The organism is Nitrobacter sp. Nb-311A (assembly GCF_000152905.1).
Taxonomy (GTDB): domain Bacteria; phylum Pseudomonadota; class Alphaproteobacteria; order Rhizobiales; family Xanthobacteraceae; genus Nitrobacter.
This window is the reverse complement of record NZ_CH672416.1, coordinates 232,387-251,341: the sequence shown is the minus strand read 5'-3', so window position 1 is coordinate 251,341 and position 18,955 is coordinate 232,387. Positions and strand designations below refer to the sequence as shown.

General features: G+C 57.9%; 14 protein-coding genes. 9 read left to right on the top strand and 5 right to left on the bottom strand.

The window, feature by feature from the left end; translation table 11 throughout:
- Positions 1–189 precede the first annotated feature (189 nt).
- From NB311A_RS10230 to NB311A_RS10200, 6 genes are all read left to right on the top strand, one after another.
- Positions 190–795: a class I SAM-dependent methyltransferase gene (locus NB311A_RS10230; protein WP_040674712.1), complete on the top strand. Its 606-nt coding sequence runs from the start codon at positions 190–192 to the stop codon at positions 793–795.
- Positions 796–1,255: 460 nt separating this feature from the next.
- On the top strand, positions 1,256–3,490 hold the full coding sequence (locus tag NB311A_RS10220) for a peptidase domain-containing ABC transporter (RefSeq protein WP_009798457.1): 2,235 nt from the start codon (positions 1,256–1,258) through the stop codon (positions 3,488–3,490).
- Positions 3,480–4,829: an HlyD family type I secretion periplasmic adaptor subunit gene (locus tag NB311A_RS10215; protein WP_009798456.1), complete on the top strand. Its 1,350-nt coding sequence runs from the start codon at positions 3,480–3,482 to the stop codon at positions 4,827–4,829. Before NB311A_RS10220 ends, NB311A_RS10215 begins: the two co-directional genes overlap by 11 nt.
- Positions 4,829–6,868, top strand: a complete 2,040-nt coding sequence (locus NB311A_RS10210; protein ID WP_040674873.1) for a tetratricopeptide repeat protein — start codon at positions 4,829–4,831, stop codon at positions 6,866–6,868. Before NB311A_RS10215 ends, NB311A_RS10210 begins: the two co-directional genes overlap by 1 nt.
- A gap of 162 nt (positions 6,869–7,030) precedes the next feature.
- Positions 7,031–9,235 carry a glycoside hydrolase family 99-like domain-containing protein gene (locus tag NB311A_RS10205; protein ID WP_009798454.1) on the top strand — a complete coding sequence of 735 codons (2,205 nt, stop codon included), beginning with the start codon at positions 7,031–7,033 and terminating at the stop codon, positions 9,233–9,235.
- Between the two features lie 11 nt (positions 9,236–9,246).
- The gene (locus NB311A_RS10200; protein ID WP_009798453.1) at positions 9,247–10,170 is read left to right on the top strand and encodes a glycosyltransferase family 2 protein; all 924 of its coding nucleotides are present in this window, start codon (positions 9,247–9,249) and stop codon (positions 10,168–10,170) included.
- A gap of 207 nt (positions 10,171–10,377) precedes the next feature.
- Here NB311A_RS10200 and NB311A_RS10195 read toward each other — a convergent pair whose 3' ends face one another.
- Entirely contained in the window at positions 10,378–11,541 is a 1,164-nt protein-coding gene (locus tag NB311A_RS10195; protein ID WP_009798452.1) for a hypothetical protein, read from the bottom strand.
- A 258-nt stretch (positions 11,542–11,799) separates the two neighbouring features.
- Here NB311A_RS10195 and NB311A_RS10190 point away from each other — a divergent pair, with 258 nt between their 5' ends.
- Complete coding sequence (locus NB311A_RS10190; RefSeq protein WP_009798451.1) at positions 11,800–13,050, top strand: glycosyltransferase family 92 protein; 1,251 nt, start codon at positions 11,800–11,802, stop codon at positions 13,048–13,050.
- A gap of 284 nt (positions 13,051–13,334) precedes the next feature.
- On the opposite strand, the gene NB311A_RS10185 is transcribed toward NB311A_RS10190, so the two are convergent.
- The 4 genes from NB311A_RS10185 to rfbA are packed head-to-tail and all read right to left on the bottom strand — an operon-like array spanning position 13,335 to position 17,288.
- Positions 13,335–13,985, bottom strand: a complete 651-nt coding sequence (locus NB311A_RS10185) for a hypothetical protein (RefSeq protein ID WP_040674709.1) — start codon at positions 13,983–13,985, stop codon at positions 13,335–13,337.
- On the bottom strand, positions 13,963–15,264 hold the full coding sequence (locus tag NB311A_RS10180; protein ID WP_009798449.1) for a UDP-glucose/GDP-mannose dehydrogenase family protein: 1,302 nt from the start codon (positions 15,262–15,264) through the stop codon (positions 13,963–13,965). Before NB311A_RS10180 ends, NB311A_RS10185 begins: the two co-directional genes overlap by 23 nt.
- 58 nt (positions 15,265–15,322) lie before the next feature.
- Entirely contained in the window at positions 15,323–16,387 is a 1,065-nt protein-coding gene (rfbB, locus tag NB311A_RS10175) for a dTDP-glucose 4,6-dehydratase (RefSeq protein WP_009798448.1), read from the bottom strand.
- 25 nt (positions 16,388–16,412) lie between these two features.
- Positions 16,413–17,288, bottom strand: coding sequence for a glucose-1-phosphate thymidylyltransferase RfbA (gene rfbA, locus NB311A_RS10170; protein WP_009798447.1), 876 nt, complete (start codon positions 17,286–17,288; stop codon positions 16,413–16,415).
- Positions 17,289–17,392: 104 nt separating this feature from the next.
- Between rfbA and rfbC the strand changes: the two genes are divergently transcribed.
- Positions 17,393–17,947: a dTDP-4-dehydrorhamnose 3,5-epimerase gene (rfbC, locus tag NB311A_RS10165; protein ID WP_009798446.1), complete on the top strand. Its 555-nt coding sequence runs from the start codon at positions 17,393–17,395 to the stop codon at positions 17,945–17,947.
- A complete protein-coding gene (rfbD, locus tag NB311A_RS10160; protein ID WP_009798445.1) occupies positions 17,947–18,873 on the top strand; it encodes a dTDP-4-dehydrorhamnose reductase in 927 nt (308 codons plus the stop codon). Before rfbC ends, rfbD begins: the two co-directional genes overlap by 1 nt.
- Positions 18,874–18,955 lie beyond the last annotated feature (82 nt).

Below are 18,955 nucleotides of genomic sequence, written 5' to 3'. Positions count from 1 at the left end.
GGCTTTTACTTTTGTGATGCGAAGAAAGCTTGGCGAGCCGCTCGTGCCTTTGTGAAGCCACATCGATAGGGTCATGGTCGTGGTCGCTGGAGCGGTATATTCTAACTCATTTTCCGATACTCCGACTCGGGGCGCGCTAAACTCCGATCGGGACGCTAGGAGCCGACGTTGCCCCGAGGTATCAAGCGCTTGCTCAACGCGGGCTCCGGCCCCGGATCTGCCCGGCGAATCGCTCAAATGATCCAGGAGCGAGGATTGGAAGAATTACGCTTTGATATCGACCCGAACGTCAAACCTCACGTCGTAGGCTCCATCCTCGAACTTGAAACGTCGTTCGAGCCGCAATCGTTTGATGTGATATGGTCCTCACATGTCCTTGAGCATCTCTATGCTCACGAGATCTTTCCCACTCTGCGCCAGTTCCACCGGGTCCTGCAACCGGACGGATTCGCCTTGATCATGACCCCTGATGTCGAGGCGGTGGCGCACTTCATAGTCGAGCAAGGTATTGCGGCTGTCGCCTATAATTCGCCTGCTGGTCCGATCAGGCCGCTCGACATGCTTTACGGACATTCCCGAGCCATCGAGGAGGGGCACGTGCACATGGCGCATCGCACCGGATTTACCGCGGAGCGGCTCGGCAATCTGCTATTGACGGCCGGCTTTCCTACCGTGTCGGTGGCAACGCAGAACTTCGAGGTTTGTGCGCTGGCGTTGATGCCCCAGGCTGACGATGCAGCTATCAAGAAGGGCTTATTGGCAAGCGGTTTTAATTTTCAGGAACTGGCGGCTTAGCTCGCTTTTGAGCGAACTGGGATGCCGGTTCGCGTGACGCGTGAAGAAAACGCGTTAAATCAGGACCATAGGACTACGCTTCTGATTCCGTCAGCACCGTGGCGGGGCGCGGAAATGCGTCATTCGCTGGCCATGGGGGCGGAAGCCAGAAGGATCAACGGCCCGCCGTTGAACCGGATCACCCCGGAAGCATGCGATAGCGAATTCCGTGAGATAAGTGCCGGCTCGGCGCCAATGTCAGGCAGAACACGCCAGAGCCAAGGCGCCTGCTGTGCGACGCCGGGCTCTGCCGCCCGATGAAACGCGGTCAATTACCGCCCCAACGCCGCCGCCGTATCTCTTTAAATGTTCGTGTTTCTGTCACTTTCATTGTATGTAATGTTATCAATGAGAAGTCATTATCGCTGCACTGATAGAAAAGACGACATATCATGAACTGCAACAAACAGAACGGGATTGCATGATCGCGCCAGTCGCCGCCGAGGATGCCGATATCGATCCGATGCCGCCGTCCGGGCTCGAATGCCTGGTTATCGTCGCTCGGCAGCACGGCCTGGATCTGACCTCGACGCAGCTCATCAAGGATAATCTTCTGACCGGAGGGGAAGTGTCTCCGAGCCAGTTGGTCGGCTGCGCCGAGAAGGCCGGCATGCGATCGAAGCACGTTCAGCTGGATTGGGGCGGGCTCTCTCACTTGAAAAAGGCGCTTCCGGCTATTGTCGGCCTCCGCAATGGAAGCTTCATGGTGTTGCTAGGCGTCGCCGGAGACGCCAACAATACCCGCATCGCGCTGAGGGATCCAAACGCTGCGGAAGATGCGCTGCTCGTGATCGATAGGCTTCGCTTCGAAGACATCTGGTCCGGGGACGTCGTTCTCGCCAAGCGCAATTACGAAATTTCCGACGAGTCGCAGCCCTTCAGTTTCGGCCTCGTTGCTGCATTGATGTTCCGCGAGCGTCGCATCGTTCGGGATGTCGCAATCTCGGCGTTGGTGCTGGGCTTCCTGGGCCTGGCGCCGATCATGTTCTGGCGCCTGCTGTCGGACAAGGTGATTCTCTATCACGCGTACAATACCTTCTATGTGCTTTGTCTGGCGATGTTGGTCCTCATCGCGTTCGAGGCCGTCTTCGCGTTTCTCAGGCAAGTCCTTGTTCATCGCCTGACGACCCGGCTGGACGTCAAGCTATCCACCTACGTTTTTGAGAAAGTCCTCAATCTTCCGATCGACTTTTTCGAGCAGACCGCCGTCGGCCTCGTTGCGCGCGATATCCACGAAGTCTACCGCATCCGCTCGTTCCTGATGGGCCAGCTGTTCGGTACGATGCTGGACTCGACGACACTGATCTTTTTCCTTCCCCTTATGTTCTTCTTTAGCCCGATCATGACGCTGGTGGTTCTGGCGTTTTCGGCAATGATCGTCGGATGGCTTGTTCTGATGATGCCGACCTACCGCAAAGTGTCGAATGCCGTTCTGGTCGCCGAGGGCGCGCAGGGTGCGTTTCTGGTTCAAACGCTCAACGGCATCCGAACGGTGAAGTCGCTCGCGCTCGATGCACGGCAGCGCCATATGTGGGATGTGCTGGTTGCCCGTGTGGCCAAAGCGCGGCTTGCGGAAGGAATGACCGGGAACGCGATCCAGGCGGTGGTGCGCCCCCTGGAGCGACTGGCGGTGAGTGGCTCCTATGCGATCGGCGTTTATCTCGCGCTTACAAACAATGATCCCGTTTTTATCGGAGCGCTATTTGCCTTCCTGATGCTGTCACAGCGCGTATCGGGCCCGCTGATGCAGATTGCGCAGTTGATCAATCAGTATGACGAGGCGCGTAGCGCAGTCGCTACAGTCCGCAAGCTGGTCAACCAGCCGGCCGAGGAGGGTCGCTCCGGCCACGGCGTTCGCTCGCCGATTGAGGGCAAGGTGGAATTTTCCGACGTTACCTTCAGGTACAAGGGAGCGGTTTCGTCGTCGTTGAACGGCGTCTCCTTTGAAGTAACGCCCGGAACCACGCTCGGCGTGATGGGCAAGAGCGGTTCCGGGAAAACGACGATCACGCGACTCTTGCAGCGACTGCATTCCGACTATGACGGACTGATCAAGATCGACGGTATCGATGTTCGCGAGTACGACGTCGATCACCTGCGCAGGAACGTCGGCATCGTGTTGCAGGAGAATTTTCTTTTCAGCGGCACAATTCGCGAGAATATCTCCGCGGCCGCTCCCGACGCCACCTTTGACGATATCGTCAAGGCGGCGCGGCTGGCCGGCGCGGAGGAGTTCATCGACAAGCTGCCGCGCGGCTACGAAACCTATGTCTACGAAGGATCACCCAACCTCTCAGGAGGGCAACGGCAGCGGCTCGCGATCGCCAGAGCGCTGATCGTCGATCCGCCGATTCTCATCCTTGACGAGGCTACGAGCGCGCTCGACGCCGATAGCGAGGCTATCGTGAATGGTAACATTTCGCGGATAGCCAATGGCCGAACGCTGATCATTATTTCGCACCGCCTGTCGTCACTGACGGCCGCCGATGCCATCCTCGTGCTCAATCGTGGAGTAGTTGACGATATCGGGCGGCATGAGGAACTGCTCGCGCGGAACGATATCTACAGCTCGCTCTGGTACCAGCAGAACACGCATCTCGCGCCTGCGGTCCGCAGCGATAAGCCGAAACTCCGGAGCCCGACCCTTGTCCCCTAGCCAGGCTTCGCTCGCAACCGTTCGCCAATTCCAGTCGGAGACCGACGCAATCCGGGAGGCCGCCGAGCCGCTGGTCGCGCGCGTGACCCTGTTCGTGCTTACTGCCTTCCTGATCTCGATCGTCGCAATCCTTTGCCTTACGCGGGTCGATCGCGTCATCACCAGCCTTAACGGCAATATCGTTCCGGTTGGGCATGTCAATGTGTTGCAAGCGCTCGATCCATCGATCATCAAGACGATCGATGTGCGTGAAGGTGAGCAGGTGAAGCCCGGACAACTGCTCGCCACGCTCGATTCAACCTTCACGTCCGCAGACCTTACGCAGGCGAAGTTGCAAATCGCAAGCCTCGAGGCGCAGGCGGCGCGCGATGAGGCCGAATTGAAACAGCAGCCGCTGGTGTTTCCCGATAATCCGGATCCCGACTTCCGGAAATACGCTGCTTTGCAGAATGCGCTCTACAAACAGCGCGTGGCTCAATATCAGGCCCAGCTCAACAGCTTCGAATCAAAGATCAGGGAGACCAAGGCGACGATTGAGAAACTTCGCGACGACGATGCTCGATACCGTCAGCGCGATGAGATTCTGGCGAAGATCGAGAATATGCGGACGACGCTCGCCGAGCGCGGCACCGGATCGCAACTCAACATGTACATTTCCCAGGATGCCCGGCTGGAGTTATTGCGGACATTGGAAAATGCGCACAATGGCCTGATTGTGGCCCAAAACACACTGGGGGCGATAACCGCCGATCGCGACGCATTCAAAGAGCAGTGGTTTGCGCAGCTGAGCCAGGATCTGGTGACGACGCGCAACAAGCTGGATGAAGCGAGAGCAACTTATGAAAAGGCTCTCAAGCATCAGGATCTCGTGCGCTGGACGGCTGCCGAACCCTCTGTGGTGCTGACGATAGCAAGGCTTTCGGTCGGCTCGGTACTCAAGCCGGGTGATCCTTTCATCACGCTCATGCCGATCGACACCAAGCTTGAAGCTGAAATCAGGATCTCGTCGCGTGATGTCGGCTTCGTCCGGGCTGGCGATCCCTGCACGATGAAGGTCGATGCCTTCAATGCAGCGGAGCACGGCACGGCGAGTGGCAAGGTGCGCTGGATCAGCGAGGGCGCCTTCACGACCGACGATGACGGCAAGCCGCTCGAATATACCTACTATAAGGCGCGGTGTTCCGTGGACGCGTCAAATTTCAAGGGTGTGCCGAGCAATTTTCGTCTTATTCCCGGCATGACCCTGCAGGGAGACATCAACGTCGGGGACCGTTCCGTCGCGATGTATCTGCTCGGCGGAATGCTGAAGGGCATGAGTGAGGCCATGCGTGAGCCATGATGCTTTCATCTAGATCGCTTTTCCAGTGGCTTCGTCCAGCTTCTGTATCTTCTCGCGCTGGTCCTTTCGACCATGGAATGGCTGCGTATGAGCGTGGCCATTATCTGGGAGCTTTCAAGCACTGGAAGCTGGCGTCGGAGGCAGGCGAGGCCGAGGCCGCTTATCGGATAGGAATGCTGTATGCGAAGGGTGAAGGGATCGACAGGAGCGTGCCCGATGCTGCCATCTGGTATGAGCGCGCGGCCCGGCGCGGCAACGTCGAAGCGCAGTTTCATCTCGGCCTGATCTTTCTACGGGGGGAAAAGCCGCTGTTGGGCCCGCATCGCCACGAAACGTGGCGCCAATCCTCGGCCGTACGTCTCGGCGACAGGGCGTCGAATATTCATCAGCTTGTCTTTCCGCATGGAACGAGCGTGGAGCGGAATGTTGACGCTGCTTTCCACTGGATATCGGTCGCGGCGGAAAGAGGGAAGGCTGAGGCGCAGACGGTCCTTGGCAACATGTACAGCGAGGGGCTCGGCTGCGAGAAGAATCTTCAGATAGCGTTCGCATGGTATGGCGTTGCGGCCGAGCAGAATTGCGCCGCGGCGGAATTCGCTCTGGGCGATATCTATTTCCAAGGCAAAGGAGTTCCCATTGATTTCGAGCAGGCGGCAGCCTGGTATCGCAAGGCGGCCGAGCAGGATCATGTAAGAGCGCAGGTTGCGCTCGCGTTCATGAACTTGAAGGGCACCGGGATGCCGGAGAATCTCGCGGAAGCGGCCCGCCTGTTCCAGAGCGCTGCAATGCATGACGATGTCATCGCGCTTTACAATATCGGCCTGTTGCGCCTGAACGGCCATGGTGTTGCGAAGGATATCGACAGGGCCGAAACCGCGCTACGCAAGGCGGCTCGCAGAGACTACTTTCCGGCAATTCAGGCGCTGGCGGAATTCTATTCGCACGGCGCAGGCTTCGCGCCCGATCTGCGGGAGGCTGCGGTCTGGTACGAGAAGGCGGCCGAGCGGGACGACGTGCAGGCGCAGTTCTTTATGGGCCGTTTCTATGCGACCGGTACCGGCGTCGGCCCGAACATCCGTCAGGCGGCAAGGTGGTTCGAGCGCGCTGCCCGCAATGGTCACGCGACCGCCGCGTTCAACATCGCTGTATTCTATCTCAACGGCTCAGGCGTCGAGCGCAACGTGGAGAGCGCGATCGAATGGTTCGAGCGCGCATCCGAAGGCGGCATCCGTGCCGCGCAGTTGCAGCTCGGCAGACTTTATTCGGCAGGCAACGGGATTCCACGGGATCACAAGCGGGCGGAAGAATGGCTCAGTAGGGCCGCGGTAGGAGGAGACCCGGACGCCAAGACGGCCTATGCGCTTTTCCTGCTCCATCTGGACGGTTCGACCGAGCAGCTTGAGCGGGTATGCGCTCTGTTGATGGAGGCGGCCGAGGCAGGTCACGCGCCGGCGGCATTTCAACTCGGTGCTTTGTATATGGGTAAGTTTGGAGGAAGCGCAGACGTCGAAGCCGCCGTCGGATGGTTCGCACGTGCCGCCAGCGCGGGTTACGTCGATGCCCAATACACCCTTGCGCTGCTTCATCTCGAGCCGAAGAACGGTTTGAGCGATGCCAAGGCCGCGGCGTCATGGCTGACCAAGGCCGCGCATGCAGGCCATGCCGGCGCGCAGTTTCAACTCGCCGTTCTGTATTGCACCGGCGCAGGCTTAGCCCGGGATGTTGAGCAAGGGGCTCAGTGGTACGAGGCCGCCGCGCGACAGGGACACAAGGTTGCGCAGTTCAACCTCGCAGTGATGCTTGGAAAAGGGCAAGGCTGCGAGCCCGATCCCGGGAAGGCAGTTGAATGGTTCGAACGAGCAGCTCAGCAGGATATGGCGGAAGCGCAGGTGGCGCTCGGCGACGCGTTGATGTCGGGAAGCGGTGTTGCGAAAGACGAGGGCGCGGCGGTGCAATGGTATCTTCGGGCGGCGAGTCAGAACCATGAAGGCGCTCAGCGCCGTCTGGATGCGGTTGGAGTGACAACGGTCGATGGCTGAGCATCGCTCGCGATCGGAATCGATCCTGAGCATTGAATGCGGGGCCATCCCTCTTCACGCGAGGTCTCGCCTGCGCGATGCGAGTGGCTTCTTCAGGCCGCGCCCGCGCCTGATGCGGATCATGAGTTTAACAGTTCAGGGCTGTCAGGAGACCCGGGTGCGATGAACAAGATTGCGGAGCGCGATGTGAGGAATGCGAAGGATGCGCAACCCGTCGCCAGTCCCATTCCACACGAGGAAAATCTTCAAAGCTCGTTCCTGGATCCTGATCTCGGCGATCTGGAGTCGGGCGCGCGCCTTCGCGGCGCGATACTGGAGCATTCCGGCCGGGAAATTTCCGGTTGGATCGTCGATACCCGCTCGCCGGCAGCATCTGTTGCTCTTTCTCTCTTTGTTGGGTCCCACGCGATCGAGGAGACGAGAACGGATCGTGCGGCTCCTGCCGGAATCGGGTCGGGAATGGCGATCGGCCGCCCCGGATTTCGAATCGATCTGGCGAATCCTGTCGCGCGCCGACGCCTGGCTCGCGCGCTCAGAAACATATTGGCGGACCCGGAGCAGACACAGATCTATCTTCGCGTTCGCCTGGATGATGGAGATTTTTTTGAGATCCCGCTCTTTGACGCTATCGCACCCGATGAGCTGGTCGTCGCGCTTGGATTTTCACCTTCCGATTATACTGATCTGCTGATTCCGAACAATAACGGGCCCATCGCGCCTGATCCGGATCCAGCCGGCAAGCAGGTGCGTCATGTTTGCTTCTACCTCCCGCAGTTTCACTCGTTCGAGGAGAACGACAGATGGTGGGGACCCGGATTCACCGAATGGACCAATATCTCACGTATGCGTCCTCAATTCCCTGAACATCAATCTCCCTGGCTGCCGGCAGACCTCGGCTTTTATGACGTGAGATTGACGGAGACCCGTCGGCAACAGGCCGAGTTGGCTCGCCGCTACGGCATCCATGGCTTCTGCTACTATGTTTACTGGTTCCAGGGTCGCAGGCTTCTCGAAAGACCACTGGAGCTTCTTCTGGAGGATGGAGAGCCGGACCTGCCGTTCTGCATTTGCTGGGCGAACGAGAACTGGTCGCGCCGCTGGGACGGTTCGGATGCCGAGCTTTTGCTCGGACAGAATCACGTGTTGGAAGATGACGTCCGCTTTATCGACGATATGGCGCAGCTTTTGCTCGATGACCGCTACATCACGGTAGATGGTCGCAAGATCATCCTGATCTATCGACCCTCGCTGTTGCCGGACAGACAGAGGCTGTTTGAAATATGGCGCGCAAGGGCAAATGAATTAGGGATCGGCGAGATTCTGATCTGCAACGCCATGACGTTCGGAGAATTCGATCCGCGCGACGTGAACTGCGATGCGGCAGTGGAATTTCCTCCGCATACCGTCTCGACGATGGAGCAGCCGCTGTCCGAGCTGGGTGCGCCGGCGACCTTCACGGGAAAGATTTACGATTATGTCGATGCCGTGCGCTCGTCTCTGGGCAAAACCTACGATTTTCCCTGCTTTCCGGCCGTCATGCCGCGCTGGGACAATACGCCCCGCAAAGGTTCTCGCGGACATATCTTCAATAGATCGAGTCCGGAGGCGTTCGAGGTATGGTTGCGGGATGCCGCAGGGCGGGCGAGGAGGGAGCCGTTTGCGGAGCCGATTGTTTTCATCAATTCCTGGAACGAATGGGCCGAAGGAGCTCATCTCGAACCGGACTCGAGGTACGGTCGGGCATTTCTTGAGGCGGTGAGAAGGGTGGCATCGTCCGAGCCGATCTCGGCCCAGGTCCGTTCGAATCCGGATTTGCTCGACTGCCTGAGTCGGCAAGAGCTCGAGCAGGCGGTGAAGGAAGCGAGCACCCATGTTCAATTGCTCGCTAACATCCATCGATCGGAGATGATCTATTCCGGCCTGCAGCATACGCGAAGCGGGATTCCGGTTGAGGCCGAGGGCGCGTCGGAAAATCCGGCGGAATCGCTGCTCGTCATCGAGAACATCAATTCTCAAACCAGCGAACGTGTGGTGGTGGACCCGCGATCGATCGTGCTCGTGCGAGGATGGGTCTGTGCGGGCGGTGCCTTCGAGGCAGGAAAACACCGGACAGCCTTCCTCGTCCTTCTCGCCAGGGACTCCGAAAAGCAGGATCGAAACGGATACTGCCTGATCGTGGACTGGCATGAGCGCGTTGACGTCAAGGAGTATATGAGAGCGAAAAGCAGGGATTGCTATTTCGGATTCCAGCTGTCCTTTTTGATAAGTGATATGTCCGACGGAGAGTACCAGATTGCGGTTCTGGAGGTAGGCGAGGGAAGCTGTGCACTCGTCAAGTCGAGCCACTCGATCATCGTTCGACGTTGAGAAACTTGCACATGTTGGCTAGCGTCGTCATTGCCTGCTACAAGCATGAATCATACATCGAGGAATGCCTCGAGACTGTTTATCGACAGACCTTCCCGGATGTCGAACTCATTGTCGTTGACGATCATTCGCCTGACAAAAGCTTTGAAATCGCGCGGCGGCTCCTCAAAAGGCGATCTTTTGCCAAACGTTTCGCGTCCTGCTCGCTTTTACAGAACCCTCTCAATCTCGGGGCGCACTGCACTTGGAACAGGGCGTTGTCGCTTGCGAACGGGGAAATGATCTTCTTTCTGAATTCCGACGATGCATTTTCGAAGGATCGCATTCAGATATTCGCGAGCCAGTATGACAGTGAGAAACTTTTTTTTGGTTTTTCCGCCGTTGAACCGATCGATGAACGAGGCAAGCCGATAACGACCCATCAATTCCCAATAAGCCTTCGGTACGCCGTCGATCGCGCCAGAATAACGGGTTCTCCGTTGTCCTGGACGTTTCTGGATTCACAGATCGCGGCCTCTACCGGAAACTTCGTGTTGAGCCGGGACCTGCTACGGAAGATCGGGTTGCTGTCGGATCTGAAATACTGCCATGACTGGGAGTTCGCGCTGCGCGCCATAACAGTGGTCGAGCCCCGATATGTCGAATCGGATCGCTATATGTACCGGCTCCATTCGACGAATAGTTTTCGAAGCTTGAGCAACGTGGCCGAACGCGAAACGAGAGCTTGCATGTCATCGTATTGCATAAATGCGATAGCTCAACGACCGATCAACAGAGTTTGCCTGAGCCCTATAAATTTCGGAGATGCCTTCTATAATTTCATCAAGCTTCATCCGAATTTCAGTTATTGGTTGAAGCAGCTCTATGCGCCCTACCATCCTGACCACCGGACCGTGGACTGGAACCAATGGACGATGCCGCTCAAGTGGCGATGATCTCCGATCATGATGATTCCGGATCGAATCCGTCCAAGCTGTAGTCTTTTCAAGCGAAACGGTATCAACTTCGCTTGGAAAATGCTTTAGAGCCTGTTTCAACCGCGTTGAATCAGACTCATCGCTTATCTTTTATTTGAGCATGATCTTTTCCGAAAACCGGTTTCCACTTTGCGCTGACGCGGCCCTTCGGGTCGGGATCATGCTCTAGCAGAGTTCAGGCTTGCGGCTCGGCGTGGCTGCCTTCTTCAGAACTTGACGTAGCGCATCGAGACGGTCTGTCTGGCAGGGCAATGTCGGCATCAGCCAGCCGCCTTCATCGTTCTCGTTCCAGGCATAGATCAGCACGGCGGGGGCCTGCTCATCCGGTGGTCGAGCGGCGACCCACCCGAGAGCGCGTGCTAGGTGATCGGCGAGTTCCTTCTTGGTCGGCGCTGTGAAGAAGTTCTCCATACCTTCTCCCGGCCGCTGTTTTGTTTCCCAAGGGACAGGATGTTCAATGCGAGGGCGTCGATCCCATCCTGTCATCACGGTTGGCACCACAGGCAGACGACCATGACTGAGTGCATTCCAGCCTCGCTCCGCAAATCGTGCAAGTTCGGCAAAAGATCCCCGACCGTTCCCGACCGTCAGTGCGTATGATCCGGTCGCATCGCCGCCGATATACTTGGCTTCCCGTATCAAGAAATTTTGGTCTCCAGCCAGCACGATGTAGGGACTAGCCAGCCCTGCCTCGGCTGCGTTACTCCTAAACCTTTCGATCTGCTCCCTCAGACCCGCAATTCCTTTCCAGTTTCGTTCTATTGCGGCTGGCGCGATGAAACCGAGAAAATACAAAGGTCGGTCGCCAGAGACTCGCAGGTAATTCCTGTCCGCCAAGAGACCGATATGCTCTTGAGGCAAAGTTGTCGGCCTATTGCGTGATCCCCACCGGTCGAGTTCGGTAAACAGACAATATCTGAGTTTGTCATTTCCTGCGCTGGCCCTGAATTGGTAGAGCGCCTTCGACATCGGATGGTTTGATCCGTAAGCAACGAAGGCCCAGTAATCGAGGCCGGCAAAGACGGCCTGACGTATCTCCTTGTCCATTTCCTCCGGCGTGATGGGAGGAAAAGAAAGATGCTTCAAATCATGGGACGAGCTTTTGGCGAAGAATGGCGCTCGCCAGCGATATTTCCCGGGCGATAGCGATTTCTCGACTGCTTCAGTCGGCGTCGAGCCCGGCGAGTACCAGGCGTCCCAGCGGATTGCTCCCACCAAAGGCCGGGCTTTTATCGCCGTTGCGGCGAAACCCCCACGGCCGAAAGGCGGCATGATAGGTGGAACCAGGTTTGCCGCCAGCGAGACGAGAATCGCGCGCCGGTTCAACATGCGAACGCCTCCTGCCTGTATTCGATTCCGTTCTTCCGAAAGCTCGCCTCATGCGACCATAACACTGCACCGTGATCCCGTTAACTAATCTGTTGATTTTCCACGAAATGACCTTACAACGATCAAAAACATGTTTCACACACATAAACTCGGAACACTGCTCTGATCTGTTAAGATCATATCGCAATTCGGCAATCAGTTCGTCTCGCCTGAGTTGGGAATTCGGTGTCGGGTTTTTCAAGCCTGGAGCGCGACAGGGTGGAAACAGAAACTGCGACACTGACGAGGCTCGGCCTGGACCTTGATGTCGGGGCGCTCACGGCCAACGAGATCGAGCCACGATTGAAAGAGTTCTTTTCTGGCCGGATTGCCAATCCGAATCCGGAAGAACTGATGCACTCGGTCAAGGAACTGGAAGAGCAGTTCAGCGGGTACCGCGAGTATCAGTTCGCAAGAGCTGCGGTGCTGATGCAGGCGTGCGATTTTGCGAGAGCACGGGACATTCTGGCGCGTCTCGCGAGAGAGCTGCCGTCCGATTCTCGTATTCTGCATCGGCTTGCCGTAACTCATTTGAACATGGGATCTGCCGAAGCGGCGCAAGATACCTATCTCGCCGCCTTGGCGATTGCTTCCTCGAGCGAGAATCTCCGCCGGGAGTTCGCCGGCCTTCTGCGAGTGATGGAGACCAGAAAGCTGCATGCCGGCGTGAACCGAAAGAAGCACAGATTGTCGGTTGTTTGTGCGATCAAGAACGAAGCGGACGACCTGCTTGAGTGGCTGCACCTTCACAAGCTGGTCGGCGTTGATCATTTCTATTTATACGACAATGAAAGCACCGATGAAACGCGAGCGATCATCGAATCCTTTCCCTGGCCGGACATGATCACCTACCACTATGTGAAAGGTGAGTTCGGGCAGATACGCGCCTTTCATCACGCCATCGACAGCTATCGAAATAACTCCGAGTGGTGCGCGTTTATCGACGCCGACGAGTTTCTTTATCCTGTCGGGGGCAACAGCATCAGGGATGTTCTGGACGATGTTCCTGAGGCGCCGGCTGTCGCGGTTCAATGGCTGAATTTCGGTTCCAATGGTCACGATGCAAGGCCGCAAGGTCTCTGCATCGAGTCGTTTACGCGACGGGCTCCTGATGATTTTCCGGACCACTATGTGATGAAGTCGATCGTGCGTCCGGATGCGATCGTGGCTTATCTTCATCCTCATCAGTCGCTGGTGTTGGGCTGTTATGTCCAGGAAGACGGCACCCCTGTTTTCCCGATCGGTGGCCGGTGCGCGGTTCCGAAGCGCAAGAAGCTGGCCATCAATCATTACTATACGAAATCTCGACAGCAGCTTTTGAAGAAGCGGGAGCGGGGGAGGCCGTTGGCGGCAGGTGATCCCGAGCGCATACGGGCGATGGAGTTCTTTACGCTTCGCGACCGTAACGACGTCGAGGATCCGACGATCTTGAAGTTCCTGCCTGAGCTCAAGAAGCAGGTCTATCGCTGAAGGTCACGATGCAGGTGTGGCGCGCGCTGTAGATCAGTTCAGCGCCCTATTCTATTCGCCGGCTTCGGCGCAAACACCGGTGAAGCTGTCCAGAGCATGATTCCGGGAAGTGGAAATCGGTTTTCTGATGAGATGATGCTCGATCAGAAAGTTAAGGCTGGAGTCTGGTTCATCGCAGTTGAGTCAGACGCTGGCTTTCCAGCGAGGTGAACGCCGGTTCACGCGAAGAAAATGCGTCGCACAAAGCCAAGGCCCGGCTTTGATTTCATCGAACCGGAATGGATTCAGGCTGGTTCGGAACGAAATGATTCAAGGATGGCCTCTGCAATTTTCTTTTCCGGCAGAGGCCGGAAAAACGAGATATCGCCAGCTGTTGCAATCTCGCGCGCGATCTCCCTGACGCAATGGTACTTTGGGCGTGACGTGAAGTCGTGAATGCCGATGATCGCATTCGGACCACAGTGCAACACGATCTGCGCGAAGCACGCGACCCTGAAGCGACCGTCAACGAAATAGAGATCCGCAGCCGCGCTATGCGGCATTTTCCAGATTGCAGAATGATAGTCCGGCCAGCGCGATTTCGTGGAGGCGTCGGCTGGAAAGCCCCATTCGCCGGTCTGACCGATATCGACAAAGATCAGTTCTGGCCGTGTTCGACTCGAGGCGCATGCGGTCCTGACCTGATCGAGCCATTCCCGGGACGAATCAACGGAAAGGATCGAACTCTGAACGTGCTGTGATGCAACGACAGTGCTTCCGCCGGTTCCGAATTCTACATAGATGCGGCTGTTTCTGACGAATGACAGGAACAAAGCCGCTTCCTCTGCAGACATTCTGGGCAACAATTGTTGCTTGCCGGCGGTTGCGGCCATGCAAGGGGTCAGCAAGGAGATGCCCCCTGGAGGGGTCGCCTTATTGTCGACCAATGCTTTCATATTTAAATCCCGCCGATCGCACGTCTTCCGGCCTGTAGATGTTTCGCAGATCCACGATAACAGGCCTGGCCATATCTGTTCTGATCCGCTCCAGGTCCAGCGCGCGGAACTGCCGCCATTCGGTCACGATCACCAGCGCGTCAGCGCCGCGGGCGCAGGCGTAGGGGTCGTCGCAGTATTCGATATCGGAAAGTTCCTTCTTCGCCTGCTCCATGCCGACGGGATCGTGCGCTCTTACCTTGGCTCCGAAATCGAGCAGGCCGGCAATCAGCGAGATCGACGGCGCTTCACGCATGTCATCGGTGTCTGGTTTGAAGGTCAGGCCCAGCACGGCGATGGTCTTGCCGCGAATGTCATGGTTGAGCGCGCCGGCGACCTTTCGCGACATTGTGCGCTTGCGACTCTCATTCACGGTCAGGGTCGCCTCGACGAGGCGAAGCTGCACGCCATAATCGAGCGCGGTTTTCGATAACGCACGCGTGTCTTTCGGAAAGCACGAGCCGCCATAGCCGGGTCCGGCATGAAGAAATTTGGCGCCGATGCGATTGTCGAGCCCGATGCCTCGCGCGACGTCCTGCACGTTGGCGCCGACGCGTTCCGCAAGATCCGCGATCTCGTTGATGAAGGTGATCTTGGTCGCGAGAAAGGCGTTGGCGGCGTATTTGATCAATTCGGCGGTGCGCCGGCTGGTATAGAGGATGGGCGCCTGGTTGAGATAAAGCGGGCGGTAGATCTGGCCCATCACTTTCCTGGCGCGCTCGTCTTCGGTCCCGACCACGATGCGATCGGGATGCTGAAAGTCGCGGATCGCGGCGCCCTCCCGCAGGAACTCCGGGTTCGCAACGACAGCGAAGTCAGCCGCAGGATTCGTCTCCCGAATGATCCGCTCGACCTCATCGCCTGTTCCGACAGGGACCGTCGATTTGGTGACAATGAGTGTAAAACCCTCGAGGCAGCCAGCGATTTCGCGAGCGGCGGCGTGAACATAACTCAAATCCGCATGACCATCGCCGCGCCGTGACGGCGTTCCAACCGCGATAAATACAGCATCGGCCTCGCCTATGTCGGAGAGATCGACCCCGAATCTCAGTCGGCCCGAATTGATGCCGGACTCGACGAGTTTGTCGAGATCGGGTTCGAAAATCGGAATCCTGTACTGGTTGAGTGCTGCGATCTTCTCGGAATCCTTGTCGACGCATGTCACGTCATGGCCGAAATCGGCGAAGCAGGCTGCCGATACCAGGCCGACATAGCCGGCGCCGATCATCACGATGCGCATGTATTAGGGACTCCGATTTCCGATCAGGACGGCAGCTTTCGAGCGAGCCATCGACAAGCTATTGCCTGAGTCCCACGCGCTTGGCCGCGTAGCCTCGCGCCAGGATCGCCCGCCACCACGGTTGTTCCTCGACATACCAACGCACCGTCTTCTCGATCCCACTTTCGAAGTTCTCCTCCGCGACCCAACCCAGCTCGCGCTCGAGCTTGGATGCGTCGATGGCGTAGCGCCGGTCGTGGCCGGGGCGGTCGGCGACGAAAGTGATGAGATTTCGATGCCTGGTGGCGCCCGGCGCGATCTCGTCGAGCAGGTCACAGATGCTCTCGACCACATGCAGGTTGGTGCGCTCGTTACGCCCGCCGACGTTGTAGGTTTCGCCGACCGCGCCGTGCTCGAGAGTCAGTGAGAGCGCCCTCGCGTGATCGTCGACATAGAGCCAGTCTCGAATGTTCTTGCCGTCGCCATAGACGGGCAGCGGCTCGCCGGCAAGGCCCTTGATGATCATGTGAGGGATCAGCTTTTCAGGAAAGTGATAGGGCCCGTAATTGTTCGAGCAATTGGTGACCAGCGTGGGCAGCTCATAGGTTTCGCGCCAGGCGCGCACCAGATGATCGGAGGATGCCTTGCTGGCTGAATAGGGTGAATTCGGTGCATAGGCGGTGGTCTCGGTGAAAAAGCCATCGTCGCCGAGCGAGCCGAATACCTCGTCGGTCGAGACGTGAAGGAAGCGGAATTTCCTTCGCTTCTCGTGCGACAAGGAACGCCAATGACGCAAGGATTCCTGCAGCAGAGTGAACGTTCCGACGATGTTGGTCTGGATAAACTCGCCGGGGCCATCGATCGAGCGGTCGACATGACTCTCGGCGGCGAGGTTCATGACGGCGTCCGGCCGATATTTCTCGAAAAGATGCCGCAGCCCGACGCCGTCGCAGATGCACTGCTTCTCGAAGGCATAGTTCAGATTCTCGTTCGTGCCAGGCAATGAGTCGAGATTCGCTGCGTAGGTGCACTTATCGATGTTGACCACACGAGCGTGAGTATGCGTCAACAGGTGACGAACCACCGCCGAGCCGATGAATCCCGCGCCGCCTGTGACAAAAATGGTCGAAGCTTTGAAGCGCATAGCCGGTCGCCTCCGAAAATCGGAATTAACATTGGTATGAAAGGGCAACAGATTTCAGATATTCGCCGTAACTGCTTTTCCCGTTCTTCTCGGCAGCCCTCTCAAATGCCTGAAGCGAGATGTAGCCTTGCCGCAGCGCGATTTCCTCGGGGCAGGCGATGCGTAAGCCCTGGCGCTGCTCAAGGATCTGGACAAAGTGGCTGGCTTCGACCAGCGAGGAATGCGTCCCGGTATCAAGCCAGGCGAAACCGCGCCCGAGCACTTCGACGTACAGGTCGCCGCGCTCAAGATAGGCGTTGTTGACGTCCGTGATCTCGATCTCGCCACGCGCAGAAGGCTTGATGCCGGCCGCAATCTCCACGACCTCGTTGTCATAAAAATACAGCCCGGTCACCGCTATGTTGGATTTCGGCTGCTTCGGCTTCTCTTCGATCGAACGCGCCCGCCCGGTGCCGTCAAGTTCGACGACCCCGTATTGTTCAGGGGAGTTGACGACATAGCCGAACACAGTGGCGCCCTTGTTGCGGGAGGACGCGGCCGACAACAGCTGGGGTAACCCATGGCCATAAAAAATGTTGTCGCCTAATACGAGCGCAACGGAGTCTGCCCCGATAAAATCGCGGCCGACGATAAAGGCGTCCGCGAGCCCGCGCGGGGTTTCCTGCGTCGCGTAGGCAAAGCGCATGCCGATTTCGCCGCCGTCGCCGAGTAGCCGATGAAACAACGGCCCGTCCTGCGGTGTCGAAATAATCAGAATCTCGCGAATGCCGCCCAGCATCAGCGTCGACAGCGGGTAGTAGATCATTGGCTTGTCAAAGACGGGCAGGAGCTGCTTGGAAACGACCGTCGTTACCGGGTAGAGGCGGGAACCCGTCCCCCCGGCAAGAATAATGCCTTTCATGCGCCCTCTCATTTATCGTCGATAACATAACATATAGTGTTAAGCGTGCAAGTTTGTTATCAATGCGGAGGCGTCATGAGTTAACAAATGCAAAGTGGCTTGAAATGAATGTTATTCGAACCGGGGTTCCCGAGGCCGTTATCATCGAGCCCAGACTGTTTGGGGACCAGCGCGGCTTTTTTCTCGAGACGTATCAATTTCCCCGTTACTCGGAGCACGGAGTTGCTTGCCCGTTCGTCCAGGACAACCTGTCCCGCTCTGCCCGGGGCGTGCTGCGCGGGTTGCACCTGCAAAATCCCTTTCCACAAGGAAAGCTGGTGACGGTGCTCCGCGGCAAGGTGCTGGATGTCGCCGTGGACGTCCGCGTCGGCAGTCCGAATTTCGGCCGCCATGTGGCCGTTGAGCTGAGCGATGAAAACAGGCGACAGCTCTGGGTTCCTCGCGGCTTTGCGCACGGCTTTGTCGTTCTCTCGGAGACCGCCGATTTCTTTTATAAATGCGACGATCTCTACAGTCCGAAGAACGAACTCTCGATTCGCTGGAACGATCCTGCAATCGGCATCGACTGGGGCGTGGAGACGCCGTCCTTGTCGGCCAAGGACGCTGACGCGCCGCTGCTCGCGGAGGTCAAGAACCTTCCTCTCTATGGGCAAGTCTGATGCGGATATTATTGACGGGTACCGGCGGTCAGGTCGGCGGGGCGCTTCGGCTGTTGCTGGGCAAGAGCGGCACGGTCATCGCGCCGTCGCGGAGCGCATTCGATCTGTCGAATCCCGACACGCTTGCCGGGGCGCTCGACGCATTTCGGCCAGATCTCATTGTCAATCCAGCGGCCTATACCGCGGTGGATCGCGCAGAGGACGAGCGCGATCTTGCGTTTCTCGTCAACGCCAAAGCGCCCGCGGCAATCGCGGAATGGTCGGCAAGGCATCGCGTGCCGTTGATCCATTTCTCGACCGACTATGTCTTCGATGGTTCGGGCGACAAGCCGTGGCGCGAAGACAGTCCCACGGGCCCGCTCTCGGCCTATGGCGCAAGCAAGCTCGCCGGAGATCTCGCCATCCACGCGGCAGGTGGGCCACATCTGATTGCACGCACCTCCTGGGTTTACGCAGCGACCGGCGCCAATTTCCTCCGGACCATCGTGCGGCTGGCCGGGGAACGCGAGGAGTTGCGCATTGTCGCCGACCAGATAGGCGCGCCGACCACGGCAAACGCGATCGCCAATGCCGTGACTCGCATCGTATACCCGAATACGTCGAACCTGAGCGCGTTGTTCGCGCGCCACGGCGGTGTGATCAATCTCGCTTGTGTGGGCGAGACCAGTTGGCATGGCTTCGCAAGCGCCATCGTCACCGGTTTGAAGTCGCGAGGTATGAAGCTCTCCGTGAAAACGATCATCCCGATCGCGACAACCGATTTCCCAACCAGGGCCAGACGACCCGGTAATTCAAGGCTCGACCTGTCGCAATTACAAGATCGTTTCGGGTTGACGCCGCCAACCTGGCAGGAAGCTCTGTCGAGAGAACTCGACAGCCTTGTCGCCGGCCAAGGCGAGCAGGCGGTCCTGGCAATGAGAGCATGATCACGATCCGAGGGTGCGCTGCGGCGGTCTCGATCGAAGCATGTCCTCGGGCTTGATACCGGTTTGCATGAAGGAAGCCGGT

Coding starts and splice junctions, on each gene's coding strand:
- NB311A_RS10220 (WP_009798457.1), top strand. CDS start 1,256: ATGATCGCGCCAGTCGCCGCCGAGGATGCCGATATCGATCCGATGCCG.
- NB311A_RS10210 (WP_040674873.1), top strand. CDS start 4,829: ATGCTTTCATCTAGATCGCTTTTCCAGTGGCTTCGTCCAGCTTCTGTA.
- NB311A_RS10205 (WP_009798454.1), top strand. CDS start 7,031: ATGAACAAGATTGCGGAGCGCGATGTGAGGAATGCGAAGGATGCGCAA.
- NB311A_RS10200 (WP_009798453.1), top strand. CDS start 9,247: ATGTTGGCTAGCGTCGTCATTGCCTGCTACAAGCATGAATCATACATC.
- NB311A_RS10195 (WP_009798452.1), bottom strand. CDS start 11,541: ATGTTGAACCGGCGCGCGATTCTCGTCTCGCTGGCGGCAAACCTGGTT.
- NB311A_RS10185 (WP_040674709.1), bottom strand. CDS start 13,985: ATGAAAGCATTGGTCGACAATAAGGCGACCCCTCCAGGGGGCATCTCC.
- NB311A_RS10180 (WP_009798449.1), bottom strand. CDS start 15,264: ATGCGCATCGTGATGATCGGCGCCGGCTATGTCGGCCTGGTATCGGCA.
- rfbB (WP_009798448.1), bottom strand. CDS start 16,387: ATGCGCTTCAAAGCTTCGACCATTTTTGTCACAGGCGGCGCGGGATTC.
- rfbA (WP_009798447.1), bottom strand. CDS start 17,288: ATGAAAGGCATTATTCTTGCCGGGGGGACGGGTTCCCGCCTCTACCCG.
- rfbC (WP_009798446.1), top strand. CDS start 17,393: ATGAATGTTATTCGAACCGGGGTTCCCGAGGCCGTTATCATCGAGCCC.
- rfbD (WP_009798445.1), top strand. CDS start 17,947: ATGCGGATATTATTGACGGGTACCGGCGGTCAGGTCGGCGGGGCGCTT.